16 protein-coding genes are annotated in these 19,168 nt (G+C 37.6%); 14 read left to right on the plus strand and 2 right to left on the minus strand.

Features of this window, described 5'->3' with window-relative positions:
- The first annotated feature begins 2 nt into the window (after window positions 1–2).
- The 4 genes from ABE34_RS22310 to ABE34_RS22325 all read left to right on the plus strand — a co-directional run bounded on the left by ABE34_RS22310 (window position 3) and on the right by ABE34_RS22325 (window position 4,448).
- Window positions 3–935 carry a diacylglycerol/lipid kinase family protein gene (locus ABE34_RS22310; RefSeq protein WP_197144636.1) on the plus strand — a complete coding sequence of 311 codons (933 nt, stop codon included), beginning with the start codon at window positions 3–5 and terminating at the stop codon, window positions 933–935.
- A 297-nt stretch (window positions 936–1,232) separates the two neighbouring features.
- On the plus strand, window positions 1,233–1,880 hold the full coding sequence (trmB, locus tag ABE34_RS22315; RefSeq protein WP_197144637.1) for a tRNA (guanosine(46)-N7)-methyltransferase TrmB: 648 nt from the start codon (window positions 1,233–1,235) through the stop codon (window positions 1,878–1,880).
- Window positions 1,881–1,891: 11 nt separating this feature from the next.
- Window positions 1,892–2,755: a YtnP family quorum-quenching lactonase gene (locus ABE34_RS22320; protein WP_197144638.1), complete on the plus strand. Its 864-nt coding sequence runs from the start codon at window positions 1,892–1,894 to the stop codon at window positions 2,753–2,755.
- 466 nt (window positions 2,756–3,221) lie between these two features.
- Window positions 3,222–4,448 carry an ATP-grasp domain-containing protein gene (locus ABE34_RS22325; RefSeq protein WP_197144639.1) on the plus strand — a complete coding sequence of 409 codons (1,227 nt, stop codon included), beginning with the start codon at window positions 3,222–3,224 and terminating at the stop codon, window positions 4,446–4,448.
- A gap of 63 nt (window positions 4,449–4,511) precedes the next feature.
- Here ABE34_RS22325 and ABE34_RS22330 read toward each other — a convergent pair whose 3' ends face one another.
- Window positions 4,512–4,826, minus strand: coding sequence for a hypothetical protein (locus tag ABE34_RS22330; RefSeq protein ID WP_197144640.1), 315 nt, complete (start codon window positions 4,824–4,826; stop codon window positions 4,512–4,514).
- A gap of 314 nt (window positions 4,827–5,140) precedes the next feature.
- Between ABE34_RS22330 and ABE34_RS22335 the strand changes: the two genes are divergently transcribed.
- The 9 genes from ABE34_RS22335 to ABE34_RS22375 all read left to right on the plus strand — a co-directional run bounded on the left by ABE34_RS22335 (window position 5,141) and on the right by ABE34_RS22375 (window position 15,550).
- A complete protein-coding gene (locus ABE34_RS22335; RefSeq protein ID WP_197144641.1) occupies window positions 5,141–6,217 on the plus strand; it encodes a M42 family metallopeptidase in 1,077 nt (358 codons plus the stop codon).
- 77 nt (window positions 6,218–6,294) lie between these two features.
- Entirely contained in the window at window positions 6,295–6,816 is a 522-nt protein-coding gene (locus ABE34_RS22340) for a DUF84 family protein (RefSeq protein ID WP_197144642.1), read from the plus strand.
- A 94-nt stretch (window positions 6,817–6,910) separates the two neighbouring features.
- Window positions 6,911–7,429: a hypothetical protein gene (locus tag ABE34_RS22345; protein ID WP_197144643.1), complete on the plus strand. Its 519-nt coding sequence runs from the start codon at window positions 6,911–6,913 to the stop codon at window positions 7,427–7,429.
- 169 nt (window positions 7,430–7,598) lie between these two features.
- On the plus strand, window positions 7,599–8,423 hold the full coding sequence (locus ABE34_RS22350) for a DUF1444 family protein (RefSeq protein WP_197144644.1): 825 nt from the start codon (window positions 7,599–7,601) through the stop codon (window positions 8,421–8,423).
- Complete coding sequence (gene ytpR / locus ABE34_RS22355) at window positions 8,420–9,034, plus strand: YtpR family tRNA-binding protein (RefSeq protein WP_197144645.1); 615 nt, start codon at window positions 8,420–8,422, stop codon at window positions 9,032–9,034. Before ABE34_RS22350 ends, ytpR begins: the two co-directional genes overlap by 4 nt.
- Before the next feature lie 542 nt (window positions 9,035–9,576).
- Window positions 9,577–12,756, plus strand: a complete 3,180-nt coding sequence (locus tag ABE34_RS22360) for a DNA translocase FtsK (RefSeq protein ID WP_197144646.1) — start codon at window positions 9,577–9,579, stop codon at window positions 12,754–12,756.
- A gap of 228 nt (window positions 12,757–12,984) precedes the next feature.
- Entirely contained in the window at window positions 12,985–14,298 is a 1,314-nt protein-coding gene (murC, locus tag ABE34_RS22365; RefSeq protein ID WP_197144647.1) for a UDP-N-acetylmuramate--L-alanine ligase, read from the plus strand.
- Window positions 14,299–14,409: 111 nt separating this feature from the next.
- Window positions 14,410–14,916: a DUF948 domain-containing protein gene (locus ABE34_RS22370; RefSeq protein ID WP_079561642.1), complete on the plus strand. Its 507-nt coding sequence runs from the start codon at window positions 14,410–14,412 to the stop codon at window positions 14,914–14,916.
- Between the two features lie 133 nt (window positions 14,917–15,049).
- On the plus strand, window positions 15,050–15,550 hold the full coding sequence (locus ABE34_RS22375) for a YtxH domain-containing protein (protein ID WP_197144648.1): 501 nt from the start codon (window positions 15,050–15,052) through the stop codon (window positions 15,548–15,550).
- Between the two features lie 52 nt (window positions 15,551–15,602).
- On the opposite strand, the gene ABE34_RS22380 is transcribed toward ABE34_RS22375, so the two are convergent.
- Entirely contained in the window at window positions 15,603–17,756 is a 2,154-nt protein-coding gene (locus ABE34_RS22380; protein WP_197144649.1) for a cell division FtsA domain-containing protein, read from the minus strand.
- Window positions 17,757–17,937: 181 nt separating this feature from the next.
- Between ABE34_RS22380 and ABE34_RS22385 the strand changes: the two genes are divergently transcribed.
- On the plus strand, window positions 17,938–19,023 hold the full coding sequence (locus tag ABE34_RS22385) for a bifunctional 3-deoxy-7-phosphoheptulonate synthase/chorismate mutase (RefSeq protein WP_197144650.1): 1,086 nt from the start codon (window positions 17,938–17,940) through the stop codon (window positions 19,021–19,023).
- Window positions 19,024–19,168: the final 145 nt, after the last annotated feature.

Raw genomic sequence — 19,168 nt, forward strand, 5'->3', positions numbered from 1 at the left:
TAATGCAAGTATTATTTATTGTGAATGAAGCAGCAGGGCACGGTAAAGGTAAAAAGGTTTGGCATCGTCTTCAACAGCATTTAACAATTAACTATGAAGTCGCCTTTACAGAATATGAGGGACATGGGCAGGAGCTTGCAAAAAATTGGGCGCAAGATGCTCAAACAAAAAAATTAATTGTTATTGTTGGCGGTGACGGCACAATACATGAGGTTGTTAGTGGCGTTGTACATAATAAATTAATAGTTATTGGTGTAGTTCGTGCTGGTTCTGGAAATGATTTTGCACGATACTTTTCTACATTTCAAGATGCCTTTCAAATTGAAAGCTATATACAAAATAAAGTGGTTTACCTCCCAATGGATGTTGGTGCCGTTCAGCTTGGAGATCATCAGCACGAGATATTTGTCAATAATGCGGGTGTGGGCTTTGACGCATTCGTCACTAAACGTATTAATACATCCCGTTTGAAGATTTACCTCAATAAAATAGGGCTCGGTAAGCTTTCCTATGCTGTGGCTGTTGTAAGAGGACTTTTTAGTTTTAGACGCTTTGATGTAAAAATACAAGCGGACAATCAAGAATGGCACTTTCAACAGGCGTGGTTTGTTGCGATGTGCAATCAACCTTTTTTCGGAGGGGGAATGAAAATTTCACCTGCTTCTAAACCTGATGATGGTCAAATCGAAATAACAATCGTTCACGGTATTTCCCGACTTAAATTGTTACTAGTATTTGTCACTGTGTTTTTTGAAAAACATACAAAATTTAAAGAGATTACTTTTTTGCAAGGCCATCAATTTAACATTATCGTGCACGGAAATGATGTTGATTGTCATACTGATGGTAACTATATTGGAGAAATAAGAGAGGGAACGAGGATTCATAGTACAGTGAAACGCGATGCTTGGCAGGTACAGTCTGAGGAACATTGAAAAAATTGATCTTCACTAAAAGCTGGGGATGATAATTGTTAAACTATGCTAAGCATAAAAGTTGATCTTCGTTACAGGAAGCTCTGCTCTGCCCGAAAGCGAAGCGTCAACAAATGTTTTATCTGTAGCGAAAGCGAAGCGGCAGCTACAAAGCGCCTAGTCGGAACGGAAATCAACCACATGTTATAGTGATCAGTCTGAAAAAAACCATTTCGCAATAATTTCATGCGAATTTTATAGTAATACGTTATACTATAAAAAATTAATAATTTCATGAAAAAGAAATGAGGAAGAAAATTGAGATTAAGAAATAAGCCTTGGGCGGAGGAAATGATTACAGATCATCCAGAGGTGATTGTTCCAAATCCTGAAGACTTTAAAGGAAATTGGCAGGCTGTTTTCGGAAATGACAACCCACTACATATTGAAGTAGGTACTGGGAAAGGACAATTTGTCACAGGTATGGCCTTACAAAATCCAGATATAAATTATATTGGCATTGAGCTTTATGATAGTGTAATTGTTTGTGCATTGGAAAAAATTTTAGAGGCTAAATCTCCAGCGAATTTACGACTATTAAAAGTAAATGGCGCAGATTTATATAAATATTTTGGGAAAAATGATGTAGATCGTGTGTATCTGAATTTCTCAGATCCTTGGCCAAAAACGCGCCATGCTAAGCGACGTTTAACGCACGAGGGTTTTTTGAAATTATATGAGTCGATTTTGGTGGATAATGGGGAAATCCATTTTAAAACGGACAACCGTGGTTTGTTTGAGTATTCGTTAATGAGTATGTCTGAATATGGTATGTTACTAAAGTATGTATCACTCGACCTACATGCGAATATGCCTGAGGATAATGTTATGACTGAATATGAGGAGAAATTCTCTGCTAAAGGACAGCCAATTTATCGTCTAGAATCGCAATTCTTAACTAACTAGGGGGAGAATGGATGGATCAGTTAAAGTTTCACAATATGTCATTATCATGGCTAAACGGGGGTGTCACTTGCCTTGATGGCGGTGCTATGTTTGGAGTTGTGCCAAAGCCACTTTGGGCACGCAAATATCCAGTCAACGAAAAAAATCAAATCGAGTTACCAACTGAGCCAATATTAATTCAATATGAAGGCAAAAATTATATTGTTGATACAGGCGTTGGTTTTAACAAATTAAATGAAAAGCAGCTACGAAACTTTGGGGTAACTGAGGAGTCAACATTAGCGGCTAGCTTACAGGAGCTAGGATTAACAACTGCTGATATTGATGTAGTATTAATGACACATTTACATTTTGACCATGCTGGAGGTTTAACGCAATGGGAAGATGATGTACTTGTGCCAACATTCCCGAATGCAAAAATCTTTGTAACGAAAATTGAGTGGGATGAAATGCGTGAGCCAAATATCCGCTCGAAAAATACGTATTGGAAAGAAAACTGGGAGCCAGTTCAGCACTTAATCGAAACGTATGAAGGTACGTTAGAGGTAGCTCCAGGTATTGAAATGATTCATACTGGTGGACATAGTGATGGTCATGCCATTATAAAATTAACTCAAAATGGCGAAGTATTATTGCATATGGCAGATATTATGCCAACACATGCACATCAAAATCCATTATGGGTTTTAGCGTATGACGATTATCCAATGACGAGTGTCTTTGCGAAGGAACGTATAATGAAAGAAGCGTTGGCGAATGGCTACGGCTTTATCTTCTACCATGACGCGTATTACCGCATGATTAAATGGGACGAAACGGGTAAAGAAATTGTTGATAAGCTAGAACGTAGTAGACAAGCTGTTATTACATTCTAATTAATAGAACGTGTGAACCTTATGTGTTTGCACGTTTTTTTATCTTCATTCAACAAATGTTCTTTGAAACGAAAGAGCAACAGCGGTTACAGAAAACTTTCAACTCTGAAATGGTACATATATAGGGATCTTCCTGTATTATGAGTAGGTATTTTTAGACTTTACCCGATAAATTGGCGGTTAAATTTATTAAAAACGTATGCGATGTATTTAAGTTGATTGGAGTGGAGGCTGGCGACTCCTCGGGGATTAGCGTCACAGATGAGACCCTGGAGCGAGCACCGCGAGTGAAGCGGCTCATCGGACGCCCCAAGGAAAGCGCCCAGCCGGAACGGAAATCAACCTCACGTTGTGGTGATGAGCCTAATTGTTTTTACCTCATTTTTTTGACACTTTTTTCGTGAACATTTTGGAAAATATGATACACTAAAAACTATACTAAAACACAAAAGAGAGTTGAAAATACATGGCAACGGAGCAACCATTTTTACCAGTATTACTAGGATCAGATATGAATGCATATGGTATGGCACGTGCATTTTATGAGGCATATGGAATTAAACCACTTGTATTAGGACGTTCACATTTAACGGCAACGCAAGACAGCCATATCATAAATTTCCAAGAAATTGATCGCTTAAATGAACAGGATGTATTTGCACCTGCACTTGCAAAGGTCGCAAAAAAATATTCTGATAAAAAACTATTGTTGTTAGCGTGTGGAGATGATTATGCTAAGCTTATTATCAAAAATAAGCCAGCATTACAGGAACATTTTACAGTACCATATATTGACGAATCATTAATGGATGAAATTTTATTAAAAGAAAATTTCTATAAAATGTGTGATAAGTACGATTTTAAGTATCCAGGTACGACGACTGTGACAGCTGACAATTACGAAAACTTTACACCACCTTTTGAATATCCAATTATTTTAAAGGCATCGAACTCGGTAGAATACTGGGCATGTTCATTCCCAGGTAAGAAAAAAGTGTTTGTTGCACATGATGAAGCGGAAAAAACAGCTATCTTAAAAGCAATCTATAGCTCAACTTATCAGGATACAATGATTATTCAAGAATTCATCCCAGGTGACGATTCTTATATGCGTGTATTAAATGCATATGTAGGGAAAGACGGTAAAGTAAAGCTAATGTGTCTAGGAAATCCAATCTTAGAAGAGCATTCACCTGAAGGAATTGGTAGTTATGCAGCAATCGTTACAACATACGATAAAGAATTAATGGATCAAGTACGATTCTTCTTAGAGGATATCGGTTATACTGGCTTCGCTAACTTCGATATGAAATACGATATGCGGGACAAACAGTATAAGCTGTTTGAAATCAATTTGCGTAATGGTCGCTCAAGCTACTATGTTACAGCAAGTGGTCATAATTTAATGAAATATGTAGCTGATGACCATATGTTAAATATTGAGCAGGAAGTAACTTATGTTCAGGATAAGCATTTATGGATGATTATTCCTAAAGGTGTATTATTTAAATATGCATCTAATGAAAAGCTTAAACTAGAAGCTAAAAAATTAATTCGTGAAGGGAAATATACAAACTCCCTTTACTATAATCAAGATATGAATGCGAAACGTTGGGTGAAGCTAACGTTAAATAATTTAAATTATTATCGAAAGTATAAAAAGTACTTTAACAATAAAGGATTGACTGAATAAAACAAAGAAACCATCTCAAATAACTGAGATGGTTTCTTTTATATCGCTTATTACTGTGTAAGGTTATACTTCTTGTAGCTCTACTACAACACCTGAGCGAGCGTCAGCGGCAAATTCAAATGTTTGCATTTCACCCTCGTGTAAACGAGAGATACCTCCACGGTATACAGGAATATTCATAATGCCGTTTGAGAAATTGTCTGTTTTCATAAAAATCCAAGAACCGTCAATCGGTGAATCTTTTTTAAATTCCTTTTTTATGTTTTCGAGTACTTGTCCTGCAGGTACATACGGAGAAACCTTTTCACTTGCTTCTTTAACAATGACTGCGGCAGCAAGGCCAGTAGCAACACCAATTAAAAAATCACGTAATTTCATGCTCTTTTCCTCCTTTTTCTATAGGTTCATTTTAACATAGCATACAGAGTGAATGCACGTTCACACGTTAGCACTTTTTTTTGAAATGTATCATATTTGCGAATATGGCATTCAATTTCGCCTTGGTATAATTGTTGCTGACGCTTCGCTTTCGCACAGATAAATATTTCAGAAAATTTTGGATACGCTGGAAGATGAACTACATGTGAACTTATTCAGCTACTCATTGGAAAATGGTAGTCTTCCGCTGAATTTAGATAAATATGTTACAATGGACAAGGAAGAATATTCTACTTCGTGGGGAGAGAGTCAACATGAATGAGGGAACATTACAATTATTCAAAACATTAACGGAATTACCAGGCGCGCCGGGTAATGAAAATGCGGTACGTGCATTCATGCGTTCTGAGTTGGAAAAGTACTCGGATGAGATCGTTCAGGATAATTTAGGGGGTATTTTCGGTGTAAAGCATAGTGAAGTTGCTGATGCACCAAAAGTATTAGTTGCTGGTCATATGGATGAAGTGGCATTCATGGTTACTTCTATTACCGATAACGGGATGATACGCTTTCAAACATTAGGTGGTTGGTGGAACCAGGTAATGCTAGCGCAACGCGTTGAGGTATTTACTAAAAATGGAGCGATTCCAGGTGTGATTTCATCAATACCACCACATTTATTAACAGATGCTGAACGTTCTAAACCGATGGATATTAAAAATATGCTTATAGATGTTGGTGCAGACAATAAAGAAGATGCTATTGCACTTGGCATTCGTCCAGGTCAATCAATTATCCCTGTCTGCCCATTTACACCGATGGCCAATCCGAAAAAAATTATGGCCAAAGCTTGGGATAACCGCTATGGCTGTGGACTGGCAATTGAATTGATGAAGGAAGTTAAGGATGAAAAGCTAGCTTCACATTTATATTCAGGTGCGAATGTGATGGAAGAAGTTGGTTTGCGCGGTGCTCAAGTGTCCGCAAATATGATTAAACCAGATTTGTTTTTTGCTCTAGATGCTTCACCTGCAAATGATATGTCAGGGGAAAAAAATCAATTTGGTCAGCTTGGAAAAGGGACATTATTACGTATTCTTGACCGTACGATGGTTACTCATAGAGGCATGCGTGAGTTCATCTTAGATACTGCTGAAACGAATCATATTCCTTATCAATATTTTGTATCGCAAGGTGGTACGGATGCAGGACGTGTGCACACAGCGAATGATGGTGTTCCTAGTGCAGTGATTGGAATTTGCTCACGCTATATTCATACGTCTGCGTCGATTATTCATATTGATGACTATGCAGCTGCAAAAGCTTTAATTGTGGAATTAGTGAAAAATGCAGATCGTTCGACATTAGCAACGATCCGCGCTAATGTGTAAAGTAAGACATCCACTGAAACAAGTTAGAAGATGCCTTTAGGGCATCTTTTTCTATGCAAAGAAAGAGGGATTAGAAAATGAACATAGCTATTGGTACAACAAACAAAGCAAAAACAGAGGCTGTTGAAGTTATAGCTAGAAAGTATTTTGATAAACCAATTTTCACCTGCGTTAAGGCTACATCACAAGTATCTGATCAACCGATGACTCATGAAGAAACACGCTTAGGCGCAATAAACCGTTCAAAAAACGCAATCCATGAGACGGGTGCCCAATTATCGTTTGGATTAGAGGGTGGAGTGACTGAAATTGATGGTATGATGTATGTTTGCAACTGGGGAGCTCTTACAGTATCAAATGGCACAACTTATACAGCTTCGGGCGCACAAATTATATTACCAGAAGAAATTGCCCAGGAAATAAGAGCAGGGAAAGAACTTGGACCTGTAATGGAGCAATATACACAACGTCGGGATATCCGACAAGGTGCGGGAGCTGTAGGTATTTTTACACAAGGTTTAGTAAGTCGTCAGATGATGTTCGAACATATAGTTTCACTTCTTATTGGTCAATATTTATTCTCCTTAGCACATGAGTAGTGTTTGTTAATTAGTAAAAATGGAATAGTGAAGTTGCATAATTGATAAAGCTTTTTTAAAATAGAAAAAGGTCAGCGATGAAAGGAAGAAGAACATGTCTTTTACATCGGTGAGAGTTGTTGGCTTACTACTTCTACTTTTGGGGCTTACTGGTTGTAATCAATCGGTTGATGAACAAATTCAAGATGGACTTCAAAATACGAAGACCGTTTTTGCAGAACAACCAGAGGAGCAAACAAATCGTATTGGGGATATAGAATTATACTTACCTTCAAACTTTAAAGTTGACGACAGTTCAGATGCATATAATATTTTAGTAACGAAAGGAAAAGAGAGTTATATTCTTTTCATTAATGATCGTGAAGATGCAGATAGTAAACTATATTACAATCTATTAAAAGCTGATAGTTCAAAAAGCATAATCGAAGAAATTACTTATGAAAAGAATGGCATTTTCGGCTTTGCTGCTGTTTTAAAAAATGATAATGAGAACGAATTTGAGCTTATTGTTAGTAATGGTGGTGTAAAAATGACGACCATTTCTTACGCAAAACATATTAAAGATAATCTACACGAGATGACGAAAATCGTTCATTCGGTTAAGATTAAATAATTGGATAGTTTTGAACAGAGCGGTTCACAAACATGTGAGCCGTTTTCTCTTCATTCGGCATATTTTAAGCTACAATAAAGGAACTCAGTTTATAAACGTCACTTCCAGTGACATTATCTGCGCAACCGTGCTGAACCTAAATTGATTTTGAAGAAAGGATGTGAGCTAGGTGAAACAAATTAAATCAGAACAACTTGTGTCCCTATTAAAACAACAATTGAATGAGGAAAAGTTTGATTTTGAATTTGACAAAAAGCACGATAAATTACGTCTAAACCATAAAAAAATCGGTAAAGGGATGGAGCTTTCCCTGCCAGGCATTTTAGCCAAATATAATGACAAGCAACAGGCTGCAATCGATGAAGTCGTTTATACAATCGAGCAAACTTTTAATGCGATGGAGCAAGAGATGGAACAAGGATTCCAGACGACTACAAAAATTTATCCAGTTATTCGTGCGACATCCTACCCTCAAGCCTCGAAGGAGGGGCATGCATTTCTCACGACTGAACATACAGCTGAAACACGTATTTTTTATGCGCTTGATTTAGGGAAAACTTATCGTTTTATTGATGAATCCATGTTAGAGGTACTACAATTAACAGTAGAGCAAGTTCGTGAAATGGCACGATTCGCTGTAAAGCAACTACCAACAGTTTATAAGAAAGATGAAGTTGCAGGGAATATTTTCTATTTTGTTAATGCTAATGATGGCTATGATGCAAGTCGGATTTTAAATGAAAGCTTTTTGAAAGAAATGCAGACTAAAATTGAGGGTGACATGACGTTATCTGTGCCACATCAGGATGTATTAATAGTAGGTGATATTCGTAATGAAACAGGGTATGATGTATTAGCACAGATGACAATGCATTTCTTTGCTGTCGGTACCGTACCGATTACGTCATTATCTTTTATTTATGAAGATGGGGAACTAGAACCAATCTTTATATTAGCAAAAAACAGAGTTAAAAAGGAGCAAGAAAAACAATGAATGTATTTTACAACAAAGAGCATGTAGGCGATGTATTGCTAGTACAATTAGCGACAGAATCAATCGTAAAAACAGAAGTAGAGCGTGCGGGTGATATCGCTATTCTAAAGGAAGCGCAAACAGGAGAAATTAAAGCATTTAATTTATTTAATGCTAGTAACTATATTCAAACTGAAGCACAAGGTTTAGTTGAAGTTACTCCAGAATTAGTCGCACAGCTAGAGGCAGCTATTGCAAAAAACGGAGCTGAAATAAGCTTAGATGTAGATTTTTCTCCAAAATTTGTTGTGGGCTATGTAGAAACAAAGGACAAGCATCCGAATGCTGATAAACTAAGCATTTGTGCTGTAAACGTAGGTGACGAAACATTACAAATCGTATGTGGCGCACCAAATGTGGAGGCGGGCCAAAAGGTTGTCGTAGCAAAAATCGGTGCAGTTATGCCTTCTGGAATGCTTATAAAAGAAGGTAATTTACGAGGTGTAGAATCATACGGTATGCTATGTTCAGCACGTGAATTAGCAATACCAAATGCACCTTCTGAAAAAGGGATTTTAGTATTGCCGGAAGATGCGATAACTGGTAGTGCGTTCGAAGCCCAAACTAAATAAAGTCTCGGGAAACACGGTTTAGCTTTGCGAAAGTGAGCGATAACCCAATTTATACCAAGGTCAAATTGATTATATGTACTTAAAATCGTTATGCTACTAATATGCTAGTAACATAACGATTTTTTTGTCTAGAATGAGCCTCTAAATACAAGTTTCTATTACATTTTTATGGTATGCTTTTTGTTATAGACATTTAACTTCTTTCAGCAATTATTTCCTGTAGCGAAAGCGACAAGGTTTTAACTGTGAAAGCGAAGCGGCAACAAAACACACGACTGAGTGACCAACGTCGTGTTAGCCTAAAGCCTCCGGCGGATGTCACTAATTATAGGATGCTAGCCTAACATCGCATCCATGCGATATCGGCTAACTGACCTGCATCGGTAAAAACGCCACGTCCTGTGGCATTTCTGAAATGACCGAAATCGTGTAGGCCCTCGTGCAGTCCTTAAGACAAAGCCGATTCCGAACGCAAATATGCCGAGGCATATTTGATTTAGTTAATGCTATAAATGAAGTGTAAGAGAAATGAGTGAAACAATGTGAATTGGTTAAAAAAACAAATGGATAAATTTTTAAATAAAAATGACAATGATTACGAATATGAAGAGTTTTATGAAGACTATGAAGAAGAACAATCTGAGCAACAAAACTCATTTAAAGAAACAACAGCAGCAAAGCAAAAAACTTTTCGTTTTCCGTTAATTGAGGATGAGGAATTTTCAACTCCGCCATCATCAAAAGAAGCATTCAATCAAATGGACGATGCATCCTTTCAACAAATTGAAGATTTATCGCTACCGAGGCATTTAAATAATCATATTGTGGATTCAAGTGTATATGATATTGAGGTTTCAGGTATTCGAGATCTATTAGCCAATCGAACGAAAAGAACAGGTAGAACGACGATTACGCGCAGTCAGCCTGAACCAGCGAATCGTTCGAGGGCAAGTATTGTTTTTCGAGATGCACAAAATGAATTACCTACTTCGCCAAAGGAAACGAAGTATCCATTAGAAAAGACAGATGAAAGTGATTTACTCGCTAATCGCAAACGTTTTGTACCAACTGATGTTCCTTCACCAGTCTATGGTTTTACTAAGCCGAGCCCAATTGAGCAACTATTAGAGAAACGGAAGGAAGAGCACGACAAAAAAGAGTTAGAAATACCTACAGCAACTGAGTCTATAAAAGAAGCGACAACAAATGAGGCCATTGAAAATATACTAGCAGTAAAAGAGCCTATTAGCGCAGAGCAAAAAGATGAACCTGAACAGTTAGAAATTCCTGAAACAATTGAAGCACTTACAAAGCAACCGATTACTTTTGATGATAAATTATCAGACGAGACCATTCATTCTAATGATAAAACGACAGCGGAATTACCTGTGCCGCTAACAACTTCTTTTGCCGTAGAATTTGAAGAACAAGTGAAAGAAGCTGTTCAGCATGAGCTGAATATTGAACAACTTCCGGTTGATCAATCAGAAATTCATGTAAAAGAAGTAGTTGTAGAACAATTACAAATTGAAAATTCTACCATCCACATTGGTGAAGTTACAGTAGTTCAGCCATCCATGAATGAAGATAATGAGCAAGATATATTGCAAGAACAATCTGTAGAAGAGCAACCGGTAGAAAAGAAAGAAAAAAGTGGTGGCGTTCCATTCAATGTTTTAATGTTAAAAACAGATAAAGAGAAATGGAGAATTCGACAGCAATTAAAAAATACGAAGCCGACCCCTACAATTGTTGAAAAGGATCAAGAGGAACAGGAGCCTTCTTCTGAGCCGTTTCATTTAGAGGAAGAACATCGATTAGCACCATCCAATGAGGATCAGATTCAACAATCTATACATTTAGAAATTAGTGAGCTAAAGATGGATGATACAGCAGCACCACAATCGTCGAAGGAAGACGAGGTTTCTATTCCAAATACTGCTCCATTCAATGCTGCAACAGATAGTGTGTCAGTCATTTCAATGGCGCCAGTAACTTCAATGTCGAACGTTTCGACGTTAGAAAAGACTGTGATTGATGTTGGAAGCTCCGACGAAATTTCAGCGACTACCGAAAAGGACGTAGAAGTACCCGAAATGAAAATGGGAGTAACTACTGAAACGGAAATGGAAGAGACTACTGAAAAGGAAGTAGGAGTAACTACTGAAACGGAAATAGAAGCGACTACTGAAAATGTAGTGATTCCCGAGGAGAACTATAATGATCTAGAAGAGTATCCAGAACAACCTTCTAAATCAGCTGAAACATTCGTGGAAAATCAAGTAATGGAAATGCCTCGAAAACCTGTGCATGTGTATCAAAAGCCAGATGATGAGTTTTTAGAACCACCTGAGGAAAAAACACAGGATACTGAGTGGATGGAGCAACAGGGAGATACGTTGGTAGAAGCTTTGTCTTATTTCCAAGTCTCAGCTCAAATAGAATCCATTATGCAAGGACCTGCCGTGACGCAATTTGAAATAACAATGAGTCATGGTACGAAGGTTAGTAAAATCCGCAATCTATCAGATGATTTGAAGCTTGCATTGGCAGCGAAAGATATCCGCATCCAAGCGCCGATTCCTGGGAAGAGCTCAATTGGCATTGAGATACCGAACCGTGTATCTCGCGCTGTTCGATTATCGGAAGTGACAAATAGTGCTTCTTTCCTTGAGTCAGATTCACCGTTAGAAGCAGCATTGGGTCTGGATTTAACAGGGAAGCCTGTAACCATTGATTTACGAAAAATGCCACATGGTTTAATAGCCGGGGCTACAGGTTCTGGTAAATCAGTTTGTATTAATTCAATTTTGGTTAGTTTATTATATAAAGCTGCACCACATGAATTAAAACTGATGCTAATCGATCCTAAAATGGTAGAACTAGCACCGTTTAATCATATTCCACATCTTGTTAGTCCAGTCATCACAGATGTTAAAGCCGCTACAGCTGCACTGAAATGGGCAGTAGAGGAAATGGAGCGTCGTTATCAGTTATTTGCTCATGCGGGTGCACGTGATATTACACGTTATAATGCAATTGCGGATAAAAATAATGAACATAGCTTAAAATTACCGTATATTCTAATTGTCATTGATGAATTAGCAGATTTAATGATGATGTCTCCTGCAGATGTAGAGGAGGCAATTTGTCGTATTGCGCAAAAGGCACGTGCATGTGGTATCCATTTAATTGTTGCAACTCAAAGACCTTCTGTTGACGTTATAACAGGACTTATTAAATCAAATATTCCTACACGTATTGCTTTCGCGGTATCTTCACAAATCGATTCGCGTACTATTTTAGATGGGCAAGGTGCAGAAAGATTACTTGGACGGGGCGATATGTTATATTTAGGCAATGGTATGTCTGCTCCAGTGCGTTTGCAGGGTACATTTGTGACAGATGATGAAATTGAAGCGATTATTGATCATGTTCGTGAACAAGGAGAGCCAGATTATATATTCGATCAAGAGGAACTTTTAAAGAAGACGGAAGTTTCGGCTGAGCAAGATGATCTGTTTGAGGATGTATGTCGATTTGTTTATGAGCAGGGAGGTGCTTCTACTTCCTTGATTCAGCGCAAATACCATATTGGTTATAATCGTGCTGCTCGTTTAATCGATATGTTGGAATCACATGGTTTTGTGTCCGAGGCAAGAGGCAGTAAACCAAGAGAAAGTTATATTACAGAAGAAGATTTAATTGCTATGTTTGAATAAGAATTGTATTGTTTTCGTATAGATTATCTTAATTACGTCGAAATTAGTTTTTTTAGAAAAGTTACACATTTATCCTTATGCATAAATAGTGCTATAATAGACGAGATGTGTTGATTAGTACGTATTTTTTAGTACTTCCAAAGGTATTAATACCTAATAATTAGTGAAAAAATACGTTACACCTAATAGATGATAGAAGGGATATTGAATTCCCGGGGGGTTTAATTAATGACAGTTTTTCATTTCACAGGCATTAAAGGTTCTGGCATGAGTTCACTTGCACAAATCTTATTTGATGCTGGTGAACAAGTACAGGGCTCAGATATTGATAAATATTTTTTCACGGAACAGCCGTTACGTGAGCGTAATATTTCAATTTTTTCATTTAATGCAGATAATATTAAAGAAGGTATGACAGTTATTGCAGGGAACGCATTTCCTGATGATCATCCCGAATTAGAGCGTGCACGTGAAATCGGTGTAGAAGTTATTCGTTACCATAAATTTTTAGGTGAATATATCGGTAATTATACGTCGATTGCTATTACAGGTGCACATGGCAAAACATCTACTACAGGCTTAATGTCTCATGTTGTAGGTGGCTATAAGCCGACTTCTTATTTAATCGGTGATGGAACAGGAGCTGGGCATGAAAATGCTGACTTCTTTGTGATGGAAGCATGTGAATACCGTCGACACTTTTTAGCTTACAATCCCGATTACGCAGTAATGACTAATATTGATTTTGACCATCCTGACTATTTTGCAAACATAGAGGATGTATATTCAGCCTTTCAAGCATTAGCATTACAAGTTAAAAAAGCCATTATTGCTTGCGGTGATGATGAACATTTACAACGTATTCAAGCGAAAGTACCAGTTGTTTATTACGGATTTGGGGCTGAAAATGATTTTGAGGCTCGTAATGTTGAAAAAACAACAAAGGGTACAAAATTTGATGTATTTGTCCGCAATGAATTTTATAGTACATTCTTTATCCCGTTGTTTGGCGATCATGCGGTATTAAATACTTTAGCTGTTATTACACTTTGCCAATATGAAGGTATTTCACCAGACATCGTTCAAGAACGTTTAAACACATATAAAGGTGTGAAAAGACGTTTTACAGAAACGGAAATTGGGAATAATGTTTTAATAGATGACTATGCACACCATCCAACTGAAATCCGTGCGACGGTTCAATCGGCACGACAAAAATTTCCGGGTCGTGAGCTAGTAGCTATTTTCCAACCACATACATTTACACGTACACAAGCTTTTTTACAGGATTTCGCAGATAGTCTAAGTCTTGCAGATACAGCATATTTATGTGATATTTTTGGCTCTGCAAGGGAAACGCAAGGCGCACTTTCAATCCAAGATTTAGCGTCTTTAATTGAAGGCAGTGCAGTGATTACCACTGAAGGAATCGATGTGTTGACAAAGCATAAAGGCGCAGTGTTTTTATTTATGGGCGCTGGCGATGTTCACAAATTCCAAGATGCTTTTGAAGACGTGCTAAAGAACAACGAAACAGCTTAGTCCGCAAGGAATAAGCTGTTTTTTCTCAAAAATGAGAAGGAATTCCGTTTTTTTTGTCGAAAATAAGGAAATGAATAGTAAAGAGAATTTGTACTTGCAGGAGGTCTAGTTATGGAAGTTATTTTGTATATTGCAGCAATCATCGCAGCAATCGGTTTTTTAATTTTTTGTGTGAGCGTAGGAATGACATTATTTTCGCTCAAACCAATCCTTAACAGTTTAGCAGGAACATTATCGGGTATAGAAGGTCAAATGGAAGGTATTACACGTGAAACGACTTCCTTACTAGCTAAAACAAATAGCTTGGCAGAAGATATTCAAGAAAAATCTGAACAGTTAAATTCTGTTGTTCATGCAGTCAAAGGAATTGGCGACTCTGTGAATGGTTTAAATAAATCTGTACAGCAAATTACTTCTTCAATTTCTACAAGTGTGGAACAAAATGAAGAAAAAATTGCACAGGTTGTTCAGTGGAGTAATGTCGCAATCGGCATTGCTGATAAGTGGAAAAAACGTAAAATTATCGAACAGGCCAATGAGGTGATTCAAGATGATGTTTATCCTTTTGAATCAGCACAAACTGAAAAATCGAAAAGAAAATGGGGCCGTAAAAAATAATTATTGTTCGGTAGGCATTAATGCCAGCCGAATAAAAATAAAGTCTTAGGCATAAGTTGAAGAATGCATCCGCAAAAGCAGATGGACAACCAGTCTAGGCAAATTAGATAATAAGATGGGGAGGAATTGTTGCATGACAACTCAAAAGCCGAATTTTAATGAAGTAAAGGAACAACAACTTGAAAGTTCATTGCCGCAGCTTTATCATCCGCAAGATTCGATTTATGAAGAGGAGCGAGTGAACATGAAGGATTTCGTTATTGGTGCATTAGTTGGGGGTATAGTAGGTGCAGCAGCTGGATTATTACTAGCTCCGAAATCAGGAAAAGATTTACTTAGCGATGTAGCAGTACAAGCTGTTAACTTAAAAGATAAGAGTGCAGATTTCTCGACAACTGCAAAAGATAAAACCGTTCAATTATCTAAACAAATTCAAGAACAATCTACACAATTAGTAGAGAAAGTAAAAACATTAAAATCAGCAAAGGCACCAACTGTTTTTGACGATGGTACTGTTTCTTTCGAGGGTGAAGAGCCACTGGAGGATTTCATTCCTAGTGAAGAGCCTAAGGCAGAGGATGCTAGTGAAAAAAAGGAACAAGCTGAAAAAAAAAGTGAAGAAGTTCGCGCATAATAGATAAAAGGGATATGATACATCTTATCAACGATGTATCATATCCCTTTTTTTAAGATATAGGTGCTTTTTCTAATAAAATTTCTAGTTTATCTCCGCCGAAAATCTCCATATCGAAGCTTGCCGGTTGACCATTTCGTAAAATCGTGAAATTGCCTTTAAATGTCGTAGGCAGTTGCCAATTGGAGAAGCGGAACACATCTTGGTAGATCCATCGACTTCGGTCTTTTTCTTTAAAAGAAATACTAGCTCCATTTGAGACGGTTGTAAGAGGTGATACGACTACTTGATTAACGAGAACTTCGTTGGCCATTTTTTTTAGCTCTACTATCTCATTTTGAAAGTGTATGATGATTTTATCCTCAAGCAAAACACTCATTTGGTCAGCAATCCGTTGAACGGTAGGGTATGTTTGTTGCTGAAATGTAAGTACATCACCATCTTGTACAGCATATGACATTTTAGATGGTTTACCATTCATCATTAAATGAGCTGAAAACTCTGGTAAATAAAGTGGCTTTCCGTCCACTTGAATATAAAATGACTCAAATTGTTTTAATAACGCCCAATTATTTGTGAGCTTAAATACATCCTCGACTGTCTCAGCTATTTCAAACATCACAACATCACGATCATTTAATGCACTATCGAGTGATGCAGGGGAACCATTAACAGTTACTTGTGGTTCAATTACATATTTTGTTTCTTGAATCGTAATGGTTTTAATGGCAGCATCATCTACAATATCTCTCACTGTAGCATTAGCTTGCTGACCGTCTTGGCCTTCAATTAGCTGGATGGCATCACCTGTTTTAATCATCGTTTTAGTGGATGCTTGGTGGCCATTCACTAAAATTTCCGCCGGTTGACCGTGACCACCAGGAATGAAAATATCTTGTCCATTTACATTCACTGATAGTCCATGCCCTGGTTTTCCATATAACTGCTTTGCTCGAATATTGGCTGCTAAAAATGCATCAGCAACAGTCATTTCTTTTAATTCAAAAAGGCGCACTACTTGTTCATTGACAGTTAGGCTCATATATTGAATAGGCGTTTTTTTTGCAGCAATGGCAATACCAATTGGAGTCACTAATTCAGGAGATGCTTTAATATGATCTTCTTTTGTTAAGTTTTGAATAGCGTCAATCCCTCGAACAGCAATGCGATTGGCAGGTAAATTTAGTATGAGTCCAAGTTCAGTTGTAAGTTTGGGTGTTAAGCTACCTCCACCAACAAGCATTACCGCTTTAGGAGCTGACTGATTATTAAGACGTAATATCTCTTCTCCAATGGCTTTCGCCAGTTGTTTGACAGCAGGATCGATTGCTTGAAGAACTTCCTCTTTCGGATAGTATTGATCAAAGCCTAAAATATCCTGAATTAATATTTCTTCTTCTGTTTGCAGTTGTCGTTTCGCTTGTTCGGCAACCGGGAAGTCGAGTAAATAATGGTCACTTAATGCTTCTGTTATTTCATCACCAGCTGTTGGTACCATGCCATACGCGACAACAGTACTTTTATCGGTAATGGCAATATCAGATGTACCAGCACCAATATCAACTAGCGCCACATTTAAACGACGCATTGTTGGGGGGATCAGCACGTTAATAGCTGCAATAGGTTCTAATGTTAGTGCTTCCATCTCTAAATCCGCCCGTTTAAGAGCCGCGATAAGTGATTCTACGACAACTCTTGGCAAGAACGTAGCAATGACTTCAATTTGTGCTTCATCGCCTTGCTGATCGAGTAGGCTACCAATCTCTTCTCCATCTAAACGATAGTATAGAACTGAATAACCAACACAATAATAGTGGCTTATTTTAGCATCATCTTTGTGTTGAAGGAGCTGTTGCTGTGCCTGTTGAACAGCTTGTAGTTCTAAACGGCTTATATCTTCTTCTGTAAAGATAGGCCGATTACGAATATTGATTGTCACGCTTGCTTGTTCTGTTTTCAATGAGCGACCAGCAGCAGCGACACTCACTTTTGTTAAAGGACCATGCTTCTCTTCAAGTTCATGTTTAATTTCATTGATTAAATCTGCCACATACATGACATTATGTATTTGACCATCTACCATGGCGCGTTCTTTATGTTCTTTTACTAAAATGTCTTCCACGTGAAAGTGGTCATTATCTTCTGCTAAAATAATGCCTACTACAGAACGTGTACCGATATCAAGTGCAAATAATTTTGAACTCAATGTACTCGCTTCCTTTCTCGTAATATGTTAATATAATTATATAATTTAGCGAGTTGAAGCGCTAAATTAAAAATGCGTGACATTCTGCGCAACATTGATTATAATGTTGCTATTATCTAAAAATGTAACATACATTTCAGAGTTCTGAAAGTGTCTGTCATGAGGAGAGGAGCAAGAAAGCATGAGCCAAAAAGATTTAGAAAGCTTACGTAGTCAAATTGACGGTTTGAACTTAGAAATTCTTCGTCTAATTAACGAACGAGCAGCAGTAGTTGATGAAATCGGTAAGATTAAAGAAAAACAAGGTGTGATTCGCTATGATCCATTGCGTGAACGACACATGCTTGATCTTATTAAAGAGCACAATCAAGGTCCATTAAACCAAATGACGGTAGATTATATATTTAAACAAATCTTTAAAACAGCTTTAAAACAACTTGAAGCAGACAAGAAAAAAGAATTACTTGTATCACGTAAGAAAAAATCAGAAGATACTGTCATTAATATAAATGGTGAGCTAATTGGACAAGGAAAACCATCTTTCGTATTTGGACCTTGTGCTGTAGAGTCATACGAACAAGTAGCAGCGGTAGCAGAATCTATTAAAGCAAAAGGTGAAAAATTAATTCGTGGTGGTGCTTATAAGCCACGTACTTCTCCATATGACTTCCAAGGTCTTGGGTTAGAAGGACTTAAAATTTTAAAACGTGTGTCAGAGGAATACGGTTTAGGTGTTATTACGGAAATTGTTACACCAGGCCATTTAGAGGAAGCATTAGATTACATCGATGTTATCCAAATTGGTGCACGTAATATGCAAAACTTCGAATTATTAAAAGCAGCGGGTGCAACAAATAAACCTGTCCTTTTAAAACGAGGATTAGCAGCGACAATTGATGAATTCATTCACGCAGCAGAATACATTATGTCTAAAGGAAATGAAAACATCATTCTTTGTGAGCGTGGTATTCGCACTTACGAAAAAGCAACACGTAACACATTAGATATTTCTGCTGTACCAATTTTAAAACAAGAAACGCATTTACCAGTATTTGTAGACGTTACGCATTCAACAGGTCGTCGTGATTTACTATTACCATGTGCTAAGGCGGCAATTGCTATTGGAGCTGATGGCGTCATGGCAGAGGTGCATCCAGATCCATCTGTAGCACTTTCAGATTCACAACAACAAATGGATATTCCAACATTTGATGCGTTCTACCAAACACTACAAACTTTCATGAAGAACCATGAAATCAATGCTTAACTTCTTTCAGCAAAGCGGGTGTCCAAACACCCGCTGAAATAGAAGAACTCAGTCTAAGAACGCCACGTCCTGTGGCAATTTATCTGTGCTTTCGCACAAAGTACATCTGTTGGCCAAAGCCTTCGGGGATGTCACGGGATCGGTT

This window comes from Lysinibacillus sphaericus (assembly GCF_015844675.1).
Lineage (GTDB): Bacteria > Bacillota > Bacilli > Bacillales_A > Planococcaceae > Lysinibacillus > Lysinibacillus sphaericus_E.